We start from the raw sequence: 13700 nt of genomic DNA on the forward strand, positions 1-13700 counted from the left end.
TCATGGACAGCACGAGTAAGTCACTTGCACCTTTTGTCCGCCACGCGGGCGAAGGCGAAGCCTATTGGTGGCTAGGTTCACTAGCCGTGATCAAGGCCGAGCGAAAGGAGACCGGAGGCCACTTTACTCTCATTGAAGTACTTGAAAACGAAGGAGAAACACCGCTTCACATTCACCACCGCGAGGACGAGACTTTTCTGGTTCTGCAAGGAGAGATTGAGTTCCAGGTGGATGGCAAGCGGATCAAGGCCGGTCCGGGCGACACTGTATTTGGCCCCAGGGGCATCCCCCACGGCTACACGGTGCGAAAGGGACCCGCGCGAATGCTTTTTCTGCTGACCCCTGGCGGTTTCGAGGACCTCGTACGTGCCAGCAGCATTCCTGCACTGGCAAAGCGGATACCAAGTGCGGAAGACGCCATTGCGGATTTCGCTGCACTTCCGCCAATCGCGATGCGCTTCGGTTGCGAAATGCTAGGCTAATGCGTCCGGGCCAGAGCGAGCCGGACGGTCGCGCGTTTAGAGATCCAGGACGCCTTCGCCGACCACCACCGCCTCGCCGCCAATGGCGCCATACACCAATACGTCATTGTCCTTGCGCAATTGCAGCGTGATGCGGCAGGGCCGTCCCATTTCGTGACCCTGGCGCAGGACATAGTCGGTCTGCCCGGTCCCCATCGCCTGCTCGGCCAACAGCCCGATCAGCGCCGCAGCGGCCGAGCCAGTGCCGGGATCTTCTCCGATATCCATCCCGAACATGCGCGCGGCAATATCGTTCTCGCGCTCTTCCGGGGTGAGAGTGAATACATAGGCAGAGTGATGTTCCTGATCGAACACCTGGTCCCAAGCCGTCTTGTTGACCCGCACCCGCTTGAGCACCGAGGCATCTCGGACCGGCACGAGGTGGAAGGTTACACCGGCTGAAAACACCGCCGGCTTATAGACATCGCAGCCAATCTCATCGACTTCGATCCCCAGTGCCTGCGCAATCCCCAGCCGGTCAGGCAATTCGGCAATGCGCGCCGGCAGCCGTGGCAAGGTAAAGCGCGCCTCCCCGCTCCGCCGGTCCAGCCGCTCGAACAGCGCGGTGACCAGACCCACTTTTTCTTCCATGCGAATGGCCGAGGCCCGGCTGTTCAGCCCCAGCGAAACAGCCGCGCCAACCGTGGGATGACCGGCAAAGGGCAGTTCCTGATGGGGCGTAAAGATGCGCAGCATGGCGCTGTTGCGCTCGTTCTGCGGCTTGCAGATAAAAACCGTCTCGCTCAGGTTGAACTCGCGGGCAATGGCTTGCATCTCATTGTCCATCAGACCGTCCGCCTTGGGCACCACGGCCAGCGCATTACCCTTGAGCGGAATGCGCGTGAAGACGTCAAGGATCAGGTAGGACAGCCTCAATTGGTCGCCTCCGCAAGGGCATAGTCCGCCCGCACCTTGCCCAGAAAGTCGCAGAGCGCGTCAACGGCCACGCCGTGGTCCTTGCGCCCCGGCAGTCCGGAAATAGTGAGGCAACCGATAATCCCGGCGCCGGTCACCCGGATGGGAAACCCGCCCCCGGCAATCACGAAGTCGGCTGGATCGGCACCGGACTGGGTTGGGAAAGGCGCCTCCCCCCGTTCCAGCACCAGCCGATAGCTGGCCCGCTGAAAACGCCGCACCGAATTGATCTTGCGCCGCACCCATTCGGCATTGTCAGCGCTGGTGCCGGGCGTGGCCGAAAAGAACAATTGGCGGTCCCAGGTTCTGAGGTCGACCACCAGCGACAGCCCTTCATTGAGAGCCCGCCCGCGGATGGCAGCGCCGATTTCGAAGGCCACTGCCTCGTCAAAACGCGACAGAACCAGTTCGTTTTCCTGGCGAGTGACCAATACAATATCGTCTTGTTTGCTCATGGCTTAGCTCTGATGCGCGCGGGTCCAGGCGTCGAAAAGCGGGGTCCGATCCGTAGCGCCTTTGGCGAAATTGACCTGGCCGGGGTCGATACCGGCCCAGGCCGCCTTGCTGTCTGTCCAGATATTTCCCACAGGTGCCGCCCAATCCATATTGTCCAGTGACCCGGCGCGCATCACCTTTATCCCGCCTGCCGGTGGGACGTTCCAGAGCCAGGTATGGCAGTTGGCGCAGAAATGCATGTCAATGACATTGCCGCTGTCGGCCGTACGGCCATAGCGCTCGGTGTCGCCGGACAGCACCTGCAGGTCGTCATCCTTGACGATCATTGACATGGACCAGCCGGCCCCGGAATAGCGCTGGCAATCCTTGCAATGGCAATTATAGACGCTGAGCGGACTGGCCTCGAGCTGATACCGCACCGCGCCACACGAACACCCGCCCTCGACCGGAAAATTTGGCAGAGTCATGACTCATCTCCCTCGCTTGCAGGCCAACTTCTAGGCCAGTTGACCGCCGGGGGAAAGGTGGCTTCCTGCGCTTGCTGGCGAAGCTTGCACCCCACCCTTGCTTCCTTCCCTTGATGGGAGGGACCAAGGGTGTGATGACGGCGGGCCCGGCGGGCCCGGCGCGCAAGCCAATGTGGCGGCGACAGTCCCCTACTCCGCTGCCGGCGTCTTGATACCGTGCTGTGCGTTATTGATCCGCTTCTGCTGGTCCAGCCAGGCAACTGCGTCACTGGTCTTGAACAGTTCGAGATCCTCCGCATCGTGCTCGTTGACCGGCGACATGGCGAGGTCGGTATAGTCCTGCCGTTTGGGATCGCGCTCCACCTTGAGCTGCTTCAGCCCAAAGCGGAAGTAGAGCCAGGCCCATCGCGCCAGTTTCCAGCCCAGCTCCGCATAATATTTCGGATAGAACAGCACAGCTGGCTCTATCGGCATTCCCGAGCGCCGGTTCAGCCGCGACTTCTTGCGGATCCAGCCAACCTCGAGCGGATGCACACCCTCTATCTTGAGCGCGCCCATAAACCAGGTGCAAAGCAAGAGTACTTGCGCAGTGGACACACCCGAAGCTGCAGCCCGCCGCATGATCGTCTCGACATGGTCGAGCGAGTAGTAGCGGCTCCAAGCGTCTGCATAGACCTTTTCGAACACGGCCTTGCTCATATTGGGATGGCCGGTGGTGTAGTGATTAAGGTCATACTTGTTGAGATCGGGGTCCATCGCCACCCCGGCGCGATGCAATTTCTGGTGGTCCTCCGATCCTGGTAGCGGCGTGAGAAAGAAAAATTCCAGTATGTCGACGGGCAACTCACGCTTGACCACGTCGATATCATGCATGATCCGCTCGGGCGTGTCGGTGGGAAAGCCCAGGATGTACCCGGCATAGGTGATCACATGCCATTGCTTCCAGGCCTGCAGCATCGCCCGGTATTCGGTAATCTTGTTCTGCCGCTTCTTGGCATCCTTGAGATTGGCCGGATTGACGTTCTCCAGCCCGATGAACACCCGCGTGACCCCCGCGCGGGAACACTTCTCGATAAACTTGGGAATCCGGTGGCAGAGGGTGTCGACCTGGATGATGAAATTGAAGTTCAACCCCTCGACCTCGCGCATGTGAATGAGGCGATCCAGGATCGCCTCCCAGTCTTTGTTGCGCGCGAAATTGTCGTCGGTGATGAAATAGCGATGCACGCCCTGGCTCATATTGAGCCGGATGATCTTCTCGATATCATCGGGCGAGCGGCGTCTGGACTTGCGCCCCTGCACATTGATGATGGTGCAGAATGAGCACTGATAGGGGCATCCCCTGCCCGCATCGAAGCTGGTCAGGTTATAGGCCGTGCGCGACACATGCTCGGCGGGCATGAAGGGCACCGGCGTATCCTCGATCCCCGGCAGATCGTGCATGAAATTGTAGAGCGGCTGCAGCGTCCCGGCGATAGCATCGGCCAGCACTGCATCGGTCCGGCCCTCCATTTCCCCGGCAAACAGGGAAATGCCCATCGCCTGCGCCGTCTTGAAATCGGCGTCCTCGCCATTGAGCATCGAGATCACGCCAGAGACATGAAACCCGCCGATTGCCACCTGCACTCCAGCGACCCTGAGCGGCCGGGCGATATCGAGCGCCCTCGGGAACTGGTTGGACTGCACGCCGATCAGCATGACCAACGCCGCGTCCGCCCTCTTGCAGTCGGAGATAACCTCCTTGATGTCGATCTCGGTATTGGTCTCGTCGATGGTCTCGACATCGACGTCCCAATCGTCGCCCAGCGCCTTGCGGTCGATCACATCGCGCACCAGCCCATGTACCGAGGCGAGCGAATTGGACGGAATGGGGGAGAGTTTCCACTGAATGACATAGCCGTCATCATCATAGTGAGACGGCTTGATCAGATAGAGCGCGAACCGCTTGATCAAAGTCACGATAGTCTCCCTGTTGGGAAGCCTGAAGACTGACGACGCTGATCAATAGCGTAACAGAATGAAATCGAGACGAAAGACCCCTTCTCTGCTCGCCCTAGCGCACCCGCCGCGCCAGATCGGCCACCCAGGCGGCCGCTTCATGTCCGTGCACACTCGCCGAGCGCACCAGCTCGTCGAAATGCCGGGCCATCAGGCGAATGTAGGTGGGCGCCGTGAAGGCCAGGTAGCGTTGCCCCAGATAGATCGCCACACGATGCTGGCCATAGACCGAAAACGGCACCGAATAGAGCTCGCGGGCATCGAACGCATAGAGCCGAGCCGACGGGTAGAATTCCTCAAGCGAAGCGGCCATGGCCTCCAATTGCCGTTTGCGAATCTCCGACGGCAGACCGCGCCATTGCCATTCGCCCGCAGCAAAGCTCTCCAAGGTCTGGACGGGAACAGCAATCTCCATATCCGTCTCCAGCCGCCGCAGCAGCGCAATTTGCGCCGCCGAATCGCTGATCGCCTGTTGAGGCGTGCGGCGCACCGCCGTTTCATATTCAAAGACATGAACTTCGTCGGTCTTGAAAATGTCGGGCAGCCCAGCCGGGACATGCCGGATTTTCGCGCCCAGCACCTCGGCATTCCACTTCAGCACCTGCTCATCCACCGGGTGGCGCGCCGCCTCCGTCATCTGCACGGCCTGATCGAGTATTTCACTAGCCGCACCGCGATGATTGGACAGGCCCAGCAACCAGTCGGACGAAACCTGCAGGGCCGCCGCAATTTCAGCCAGAGCCTGGCCGCTCGGCAATCGCGGCTCTTCCGCAAGCAGCAATTGCGACACTGTTGACCGGTCAAGCCCGGCCGATTGCGCCAGCCGCGTTTGCGACCACCCGGCCCGACCGACGGCATCGGTCAGTCTTTGCTTGAAGATTTCTGCCCGTTCGCGCTTGTCCATATGCGGGCTTTTGCCACGCATGGTGATAAAAAACAACAATAGTCGCAAAACGCACCGAATTGTCGCAGGGCGTCACCAATCCCTCCTTGTTGTCAGGCGTCTGGACTGACATCAGCGCTGCAACAGCAGCATAGCACCCCCATCTCTCAGGAGGATAAATTGGAAAGTCCGGCCCGTTCCATCGTCAAAGCGGTCACATGGCAGGCCATTGGCCTGGTCACCATGACGCTGATGGGCTGGCTGGCCACCGGGAGCCTGGTGGCAGCCGGTGGACTCGCCGTCTCGGGAGCGCTTTCCGGCTTCGTCTGCTTCATCCTCCACGAGCGGCTCTGGGCGCGAATCCAGTGGGGCCGTATCGAACAGTAAAAAGGCGGGCCCGCAGACCCGCCTTCCATTATTCCATCGCAGACGCGAGGATCAGTTCTTCGCCTTGTCGACCAGGGCGCCAGCCTTGATCCACGGCATCATGTCGCGCAGCTTGGTGCCGACTTCCTCGATCGGATGCTCGTCGGCAAGGCGACGGGTCGCCTTGAAGCGGGCGCCGCCGCCCGACTTGATTTCCTGCATCCACTCGGAGGTGAACTTGCCCGACTGGATGTCGTGCAGCACGCGCTTCATCTCGGCCTTCGTCTCAGAGGTGATGATGCGCGGACCGGTGACATATTCACCCCACTCGGCGGTGTTCGAGATCGAGTAGTTCATGTTGGCGATGCCGCCCTGGTAGATCAGGTCGACGATCAGCTTCACTTCATGCAGACACTCGAAATAGGCCATTTCCGGTGCGTAGCCAGCTTCCACCAGCGTCTCGAAACCGGCGCGGATCAACTCAACCAGACCGCCGCAAAGCACGACCTGCTCGCCGAACAGGTCGGTCTCGCATTCCTCACGGAAATTGGTCTCGATGACGCCCGAGCGGCCGCCGCCAACACCCGAGGCATAGGCCAGCGCGATGTCATGGGCATTGCCCGACGCGTCCTGGTGCACGGCGATCAGGCACGGCACGCCGCCACCCTTCTGGTACTCGCCGCGCACGGTGTGGCCGGGGCCCTTGGGCGCAATCATGATCACGTCGACAGTCGACTTGGGCTCGATCAGGTTGAAGTGCACATTGAGGCCGTGCGCGAAAGCCAGCGCAGCGCCATCGCGAATGTTGGGCTCGATGTGCTCCTTGTAGATGTCGGCCTGCAGCTCATCGGGGGTCAGCAGCATGATGACGTCGGCCCAGGCCGAAGCTTCGCCAACGCTCATCACCTTGAGACCTTCACCCTCGGCCTTCTTGGCCGAAGCGGAACCGGGACGCAGGCCCACGGCAACGTTGGTGACGCCCGAGTCGCGCAGGTTCAGCACATGGGCATGGCCCTGCGAACCGTAGCCGATGATGGCCACCTTCTTGGATTTGATGATGTTCAGATCGGCATCACGATCATAATAGACGCGCATTGGGGGTCTCCCTGAGAATTTGCGATTTGTTTCAGCTATTTGCCTTGACCCCATAAAGGGTCAGGAACTGGTCCGCCGCGGCCTTCACATCGGCTTCGATGTTCGCCTCGACATTGGATTGGGTGAGCCCCTTGTCGCCGAGCAGCAGACGGATCTGCACGTCGCGCACGACCAGGCCATAGAAAGTGCGATAGGCTTCCTCGCTATTGGGGAAGCGCAAGAGACGCGCATCGCGCGCCGCCTCGAGGATCGGCTTCAGGCGCCGGCGAATGGCCATGGGGCCGTTCTCGAGCACGATATTACCCAGATCGTCCTTTTCCTGCGCGGCATGGGTGATGGCCGTGCGATTGAGGGTAATCGAGACTTCGCCGATAATGGTGGTCAGCAGGTCCCGCGCGAATTGCTCGAGGCTGGCCCGCAAGGCCTTGATGTTGAGATGGCTGCGATCAACGAACGGCATGCGCACCTTGGCCGCCTGCCACTGCACCGTCGCGGTCAGCAGCCCGTCGCGATCACCGAACCATTTGTAGAGGGTTTCCTTAGAGCAGGATGCGCGCCGCGCCACTGCCGTCATCGTCAGCCCGTCGCCATTCTCGACGAGCAGATCCAGCGCCGCCGTCAGCACTGCCTGCTGCCGGGGTGTGAATGTCTCTTCGTTGACCTTGATGGCCAGGGCCACGGCAACCTCTTCGCTTCAAGGGGCAGCTCAATACCGCCCTGCCTTTCCTGACATGGGCGTACCGTACGGTACGGTTCGATGCAAGTGGAATTTTGTGGCTCTGTCGAGCCCAACGGCTCCTGGTGGCCCACAGACATGTCTGCGCGCCGGTCGACCCTGCGGCCTCCGGTTTTGCATTGGACGTGTTCCGAGGCGCGCGCGTCTCAGTAAACTGAAGTAAATAGAGACGTCGCCGCCCCAGCCATTCGCGCGTAGCGCTCATGGCCTTCTCACTTCAAATCACTCCACCGGAGAGATTTGCCCTGTCGGGACAGATCGAAGCGGGTTTCTCCTGCTGCCGTGGTTCCTATTGATCGCTCGTCGCAAGGTGACCCGACTAGCAGGCAAGGACGGTTGGCGCCCCTTGCCACAATCTGGGCACGCCCCTCTCCTAGACAGCCGCCATCTACGCGATAGAGGCCTCCCAATGCCGACTGACATGTCCAGCCTTCTCGTCCTCGGCATCGGCGCCGCGATCCTGCTCTGGCTGGTCTTTTCGGTGATGAAGAAGCTGTTCGGCCTGGCACTGGTCGCCGCGCTGGTGTTTGGCGGTTACATGCTCTGGACCAATCCGGACCTGCAGCAGCGAGCCCTCGATCTCATCGGCATCGGCTAGCGGCACGGGCGCCAGGGCAAAGTGCCATTCCCTGGCCCGGCCCCCTACCCCAGATAACGCTCGAAAAAGCGCAACACGGCCGCGCGCATGCTCGGCGTCTCCTCGTGCCCAATGCCAGGCTCACTAATGAATTCGAGCCTGTCCGGTGCGGACGCATAGGCGGGGCGCAATTCGTCCATGGCGCGTGCCACGGCCTGCGGCGGGCTGAGATGATCGGCCTCCCCGACGCAGATGAGCTGCGGGCGCGGCGCGATCAGCGCGGCAATCGATCCGCCATCGGCTTCCTTGAGCAGCCCCGGCACGGTCAGATAGATGCCATGCCCATCATGCGCGCCCAGTTCGACCATGGTGCGGAAATCGGCAAAGCAGCACAGATGCGCCACCGCTGAGATGCGCTTGTCCAGCGCCGCCAGCCAATAGCTGAGCACGCAGCCCATCGAGAGTCCAAAAGCCCCGATGCGCGACACATCCACGTCATCACGCCCCGCCAGATAGGTCAGCGCGGCGGCGTGATCGGACAGCATCTCGCCGAACAGTGATCGACCATACCAGAGCAGTGCCTTGGCGGTCGCGCTTTCGGTGACGTTGGCGCGCTCACCAAAGACCGGCATGTCGATGCACAGGGTGACATAGCCGGCTCGGGCAAAGACCGGGCCCAGCGGACTGACCAGATATTCGCGCCCATCGAGCAGTTCGCGGGCGCCGACATCATACCGACCACCATGGGAATGCCCGTAAAGAATGGCGGGCAGCGGTGCAGCGATCTCTCTAGGACGGGTCAATATGCCCCGCACTTCGGCATCGCCAATACGCAATTGCAGATGCTCGACGACATAGTCGCCCATGGGTTCAACGCGCTTGTCCAGGCGCGTCACACCACGATCTTCAAAACCCAGGAGTTCACGAAAACGGCTAGCAGTGATGGGCATGGCGATTCCCGCTCTGAGGTCCAGGCGAGGAGCTATTCACGGAAATGCGTCATTCGCAACACAGCTTTCAATCATCGGCACTTGCCGATGAAGCAGGAAAAGGCCATGTAGGGATATTCCATCCAGCCTTCAGCCGGCCAAGGACTTTGCCAATGTCAAAATTGCTTTCACCCGTCTCCCTTCGTGGCCTGACCCTGCGCAACCGCACCGTGGTTGCACCGATGTGCCAGTACTCGGCCATCGAAGGTTTCGCCAATGACTGGCACTTCGTGCATCTGGGCCGCTTCGCCCTGGGCGGCTTCGGACTGGTGATCGTGGAAGCCACGGGCGTCGTGCCCGAAGGGCGCATTTCCTACGCCGATCTGGGCCTGTGGAAGGACGAGCAGATTGCACCCCTGGCCCGCATTGTCGACTTCCTGCACGGCCAGGGCGCCGCCACCGGCATTCAGCTTGCACATGCCGGGCGCAAAGCCTCGACCCCGGTGTCCTGGCATACGCCCGAAGACCTTGCCAGCGAAGAGCGGCGCCGCGCGGTCGGTTACGAACACTGGCAACCGGTCGCCCCCAGTGCAGAAGCGCATGATCCGGCCAATCCTGAATTCCAGGTGCCCACCGAGCTCGACAAGGCCGGCATCCAGCGGGTCAAGGACGGCTTTGTTGAGGCGGCCATTCGCGCCGAAAAGGCCGGCTTCGACACCATCGAAATCCACGCCGCACATGGCTATTTGCTCAACCAGTTCCTTTCTCCGCTCTCGAACCATCGCACCGATGAATATGGCGGCAGCCGCGAAAACCGCATGCGCCTTGTGCTCGAAGTCACCGAAGCGGTGCGCGCTGTCTGGCCTGAAGACAAGCCGCTCCTCGTCCGCCTCTCGGTGAGTGACAACGCGCCGGGCGGCTGGACGCCTGAAGATAGCGTCGCCTTGGCCATCGAGCTCAAGGCGCGCGGCGTCGATGCCATCGATTGCTCCAGCGGCGGCATGGCCCAGGGGCGCATCGCCTCAACCGCGGCCTATCAGGTGCCATTCGCCCAGACCGTTAAACAGGGTGCCGACATCCCCACCATGGCCGTCGGCCTGCTGGGCGACATCGAAGCGGCCGAAGCCATTCTGCAGCGCGACGAAGCCGACTTCATCGCCTTGGCGCGTGGCGCGTTGGATGATCCGAACTGGGCCGCCCATGCCGCCCGCGTACTCGACCAGGACTATGATCTCTGGCCGGTACAGACCCAGCGCGTCTCCGGGCGCGATCGGGTGCTGGGCCTGCGCGCATAAGGCCTTCACAAGGTCACGGCGCGAACCAAATTTCGCCGCCTTGGGACGATCACTCTTGTTGCACACAAGAGTGATGCCCAAGTGAGGTGCATTGCAGGGAGACGTTTGATGGATACCAAGGCCGCCATTTTCGCGCTGATGACCGTTTGGGGCGTTGGTACCTGTGCCGCCGCGCCGGCCATGGCCCAGAAGACGGAACCGCCGGCCGAGGAGTCCGAAGCGCACGAGGACAATTTGCTGCTCAACCGGGTCTGGGTGCGGCAGGAAGGCAGCGACGCCCTGCCCGGCGCCATGCATATCTTCCTCGCCGACGGCACCCTGGTGTCCGACAGTTGCTGGGAGACCTATCGCCTCTCCAACTGGCAGCAGCTTTCCGACACGGAAATTGCCTGGGACGAGGACGGCATGACCATCAATGCCGACATTGCCTCGCTGACCAGCGATGAGCTGGTGCTCACCCTCAAGCTCGTCGGCGGTGTCGAGGAACAGCGTTTTGCCCCCGCCAGCGTGCCCTATCTCTGCCCCGACATGCAGAAATGAGGCCCACCGGGCCTCATTTTTTGAACTCAAAAATCAGATGATGAGCTGCGTACCGATTTCCACCACCCGCCCGGTGGGAATGTGGAAATACTCCGTCGCATCGCTGGCATTGCGCGCCAGCCGGATGAACAGCCGGTCCTGCCAGAACCGGATCGGACCGGATTTCTGCCCCAGCTTGAGCGAACGGCGCGACAGGAAGAACGAGGTCGACATGATGTCGAACTTCCAGCCCAGCTTGCGGGCCAGCGCCAGTGCCTTGGGAATGTTCGGCTCTTCCATGAAACCGAATGTCACCACCACGCGGAAGAACAAATTGTTATAAGCGTCGATGGTCACCTTTTCATCGTCCGGCACGCGCGGCGAAGTCGAGGTGCGCACGGTCAGGATGACGTTCTGCTCATGCAGCACCTTGTAGTGCTTCAGGCTATGCAGCAGAGCTGTGGGCGCGCCCTCGACATCGCTGGTGAGAAAAATCGCGGTGCCCGGCACCACAGTTGGCTTCTTCTTGGCGAGATTCTCGACCAGGAATTCAAGCGGCACTTCATCGCGGCGGGTTTTCTCCGCCAGCCGGTTCCGACCGGTCATCCAGCTCACCATGAGCAGCGACACGAACAGTGCGACAGCGACCGGCACCCAGCCGCCTTGGACGATCTTGGCCGAATTGACGGCGAAGAAACCACCATCAATTACCAGATAAAGCAGGCCGAACGCGATCACCCCGCCCAGCGGCCACTTCCAGTTGCGGCGCATCACCACCAGCAATAACGCCAGGGTCACCACCATGATGCCGGAAACCGCAATACCATAGGCAGAAGAGATTGCCGTCGAGCTGCCAAAGCTCACCACCATGATCAGCACCATGATCATGATGATGGTATTGATCTGTGGCATGTAGATCTGGCCGCGCTGATCCTGCGAGGTGTGCTGCACGATCATGCGCGGCAGGAGATTGAGCGCGATGGCCTGCTGGGTGAGGCTGAACACACCTGAGATCACGGCCTGGCTGGCAATGATTGTCGCCATGGTGGCCAGTGCCACGAACGGCCCCAACGCCCAGTCCGGATGCATTTCGAAGAACGGGCTGACCACATTTTCCGGCCCCACATTGAGCACGAAGGCGCCCTGCCCGAAATAATTGAGCAAGAGGCACGGAAACACCAGGCCGAACCAGGCCAGCACGATCGGCTTGCGTCCGAAATGGCCCAGATCGACATAGAGCGCTTCCGCGCCGGTCACGGCGAGGAACACGGCGCCCATCACCACAAAGGCAATATTGGCATGTGTCGCGAGAAATTCGATCCCATGGTAAGGGTTCAGCGCCCATAGCACGAACGGATTCTGGACGATGTGGTAGAGTCCGATGCTCCCCATCACCAGGAACCACACGGCGGTAATCGGGCCGAAAACCACCCCCACCTTGCCCGTGCCGAAACGCTGCACGAAGAAAACACCCAGGATGATGACCAGGGTAATGGGCACCACCCAGCGGGACATGTTGGGCGCCACCAGCTCCAACCCTTCCACCGCCGACAGCACGGAAATGGCCGGGGTGATCATGGCGTCGCCGTAGAACATCGCTGCACCGGCCACCCCCAGCGCAGTAATCCATACTGGCGGCTTGTCAAAGGTTTTGCGCGCCAGCGCCATCAGCGAGAGCGTTCCGCCTTCGCCATTATTGTCGGCCCTGGTGACGAAGAAAACGTACTTGAACGCCACGGTCAGGGCCAGGGCCCACACGATCAGCGACAGCAGACCAAGCACTTCAGTCTCGGTCGCCGCGACGCCGGGACGCACCGCCATGGCCTCGCGGAAGGCGTAGATCGGGCTCGTGCCGATGTCGCCATAGACGACACCAATGGCCCCCAGGGTGAGGAGCGGCAGACTCGATTTTCCGTGGCTGGCCTGTTCGGTCGCTACGTCACCGGCTGGAGCGCCGGCAGTTTCCGCATGCGTCATGAGCTTGGGGGCTCTCGCTGTTTCAGGGCGGGCGCCGCTATACACCCGTCACCCATCACAAACAACACCCGGTGACCTGAATAGTCCACATGCAAAAAAGGGGCTGCCCCACGAGAAAGCCCCTTTTGCCTAGCGAACGCTGGTTATGCTGGCTGCTTATTCTGCCGCAGCCGAGACCAAATTTTCTTCTTCGCGGGCGGCCTTTGCGGCCTCTGCCCACCAGACCAGCTGGTCGAGCATGTCGTTGGCCGAATTGCCGATCGAGCCTTCGATCTCGCTCATGGGCTTGTTCTGCTGGCCCAGCGGATGCACGGCAAAGAAGTCGGCGCCGGCGATGTGCACGGCCGAACGGGTCGAGACCATCTGCAGTTCAATACCGATTGTGCGCAGGTTTTCGATGGCGCGTGCAGCACCCACGGTGCCGTAGCCGACAGCCCCGAAAGCCTTCTTGTTCCAGTTCACATAGGCCTGGTCGATGGCGTTCTTGAGCGCACCAGTAATGGCGCGATTGTATTCGGCGACTACGAAGATGAAGCCGTCAAATTCGGAAATCTTGTTCTGCCAGCGAACGGCCTCGGGGTTCTGCGAAGGCATCCAGGCATTGGAAGCCGCTTCGTCGAAGAACGGCAGGTTGAAATCGCGCAGGTCGATCAGTTCAGCCGCGATTTCCGGGCGTTCATTGGCCTTGTCCAGGATCCACTTGGCCGGCACTTCGCCGAAACGGGTGGGACGGGTGGACGAGATGATGACGCCAATCTTGAGCTTGGACATTTGAGTGCCCTCCTTGGTAACAATTCGTAACTGAGGCGATATATGTGCCTGTCGCGAAAAGCCTCAAGAGGGCACGAGTTTGTCAGCCGGGGACATTTCCGTGCCCCGGTCACACTCATGTAAGCATAAGAAATCCAAGCAATTTCTGCATTCAGGGCAGCAACGCCACCTTAAATCCGGGTCATTACCTTGATT

15 protein-coding genes are annotated in these 13700 nt (G+C 60.9%); 5 read left to right on the plus strand and 10 right to left on the minus strand.

The window, feature by feature from the left end; all coding sequences use genetic code 11:
* The first annotated feature begins 2 nt into the window (after positions 1-2).
* Entirely contained in the window at positions 3-482 is a 480-nt protein-coding gene (locus GO014_RS06455) for a quercetin 2,3-dioxygenase (RefSeq protein WP_157289546.1), read from the plus strand.
* Between the two features lie 36 nt (positions 483-518).
* Here the strand turns inward: GO014_RS06455 and GO014_RS06460 are convergent, their stop codons facing one another.
* The 5 genes from GO014_RS06460 to GO014_RS06480 form a co-directional block, all read right to left on the minus strand.
* Positions 519-1397 carry a PhzF family phenazine biosynthesis protein gene (locus tag GO014_RS06460; RefSeq protein ID WP_157289547.1) on the minus strand — a complete coding sequence of 293 codons (879 nt, stop codon included), beginning with the start codon at positions 1395-1397 and terminating at the stop codon, positions 519-521.
* Entirely contained in the window at positions 1394-1891 is a 498-nt protein-coding gene (locus GO014_RS06465) for a heme-degrading domain-containing protein (protein WP_157289548.1), read from the minus strand. The genes GO014_RS06460 and GO014_RS06465 overlap by 4 nt, the downstream gene beginning before the upstream one ends.
* Positions 1892-1894: 3 nt before the next feature.
* Positions 1895-2359 (minus strand): GFA family protein, encoded by a 465-nt coding sequence (locus GO014_RS06470; RefSeq protein WP_157289549.1) that lies wholly within the window; start codon positions 2357-2359, stop codon positions 1895-1897.
* 189 nt (positions 2360-2548) lie between these two features.
* Positions 2549-4318, minus strand: a complete 1770-nt coding sequence (locus tag GO014_RS06475; protein WP_343030801.1) for a B12-binding domain-containing radical SAM protein — start codon at positions 4316-4318, stop codon at positions 2549-2551.
* Positions 4319-4412: 94 nt separating this feature from the next.
* Positions 4413-5261: a helix-turn-helix domain-containing protein gene (locus GO014_RS06480; RefSeq protein WP_157289550.1), complete on the minus strand. Its 849-nt coding sequence runs from the start codon at positions 5259-5261 to the stop codon at positions 4413-4415.
* Between the two features lie 159 nt (positions 5262-5420).
* Here GO014_RS06480 and GO014_RS06485 point away from each other — a divergent pair, with 159 nt between their 5' ends.
* Entirely contained in the window at positions 5421-5627 is a 207-nt protein-coding gene (locus GO014_RS06485) for a DUF2061 domain-containing protein (protein WP_104893892.1), read from the plus strand.
* Positions 5628-5678: 51 nt separating this feature from the next.
* Here GO014_RS06485 and ilvC read toward each other — a convergent pair whose 3' ends face one another.
* Together ilvC and GO014_RS06495 are read right to left on the minus strand one after the other, a co-directional pair.
* Positions 5679-6701: a ketol-acid reductoisomerase gene (ilvC, locus tag GO014_RS06490; RefSeq protein WP_104893891.1), complete on the minus strand. Its 1023-nt coding sequence runs from the start codon at positions 6699-6701 to the stop codon at positions 5679-5681.
* Between the two features lie 31 nt (positions 6702-6732).
* Positions 6733-7380: a TetR/AcrR family transcriptional regulator C-terminal domain-containing protein gene (locus GO014_RS06495; RefSeq protein WP_116588321.1), complete on the minus strand. Its 648-nt coding sequence runs from the start codon at positions 7378-7380 to the stop codon at positions 6733-6735.
* A gap of 466 nt (positions 7381-7846) precedes the next feature.
* On the opposite strand from GO014_RS06495, the gene GO014_RS06500 reads away from it, so the two are divergent.
* Positions 7847-8035: a hypothetical protein gene (locus GO014_RS06500; protein WP_133244466.1), complete on the plus strand. Its 189-nt coding sequence runs from the start codon at positions 7847-7849 to the stop codon at positions 8033-8035.
* 44 nt (positions 8036-8079) lie between these two features.
* Here the strand turns inward: GO014_RS06500 and GO014_RS06505 are convergent, their stop codons facing one another.
* The gene (locus GO014_RS06505; protein ID WP_157289551.1) at positions 8080-8964 is read right to left on the minus strand and encodes an alpha/beta hydrolase family protein; all 885 of its coding nucleotides are present in this window, start codon (positions 8962-8964) and stop codon (positions 8080-8082) included.
* Between the two features lie 152 nt (positions 8965-9116).
* Between GO014_RS06505 and GO014_RS06510 the strand changes: the two genes are divergently transcribed.
* The gene (locus tag GO014_RS06510; RefSeq protein WP_157289552.1) at positions 9117-10238 is read left to right on the plus strand and encodes an NADH:flavin oxidoreductase/NADH oxidase; all 1122 of its coding nucleotides are present in this window, start codon (positions 9117-9119) and stop codon (positions 10236-10238) included.
* A gap of 108 nt (positions 10239-10346) precedes the next feature.
* Positions 10347-10778, plus strand: coding sequence for a hypothetical protein (locus GO014_RS06515; RefSeq protein WP_157289553.1), 432 nt, complete (start codon positions 10347-10349; stop codon positions 10776-10778).
* Between the two features lie 33 nt (positions 10779-10811).
* Here GO014_RS06515 and GO014_RS06520 read toward each other — a convergent pair whose 3' ends face one another.
* Positions 10812-12734: a potassium transporter Kup gene (locus GO014_RS06520; RefSeq protein WP_157289554.1), complete on the minus strand. Its 1923-nt coding sequence runs from the start codon at positions 12732-12734 to the stop codon at positions 10812-10814.
* Positions 12735-12890: 156 nt separating this feature from the next.
* A complete protein-coding gene (locus GO014_RS06525) occupies positions 12891-13505 on the minus strand; it encodes an NADPH-dependent FMN reductase (RefSeq protein ID WP_157289555.1) in 615 nt (204 codons plus the stop codon).
* Positions 13506-13700 lie beyond the last annotated feature (195 nt).

The sequence above is a fragment of the Devosia marina genome (genome assembly GCF_009758415.1).
Lineage (GTDB): Bacteria > Pseudomonadota > Alphaproteobacteria > Rhizobiales > Devosiaceae > Devosia > Devosia marina.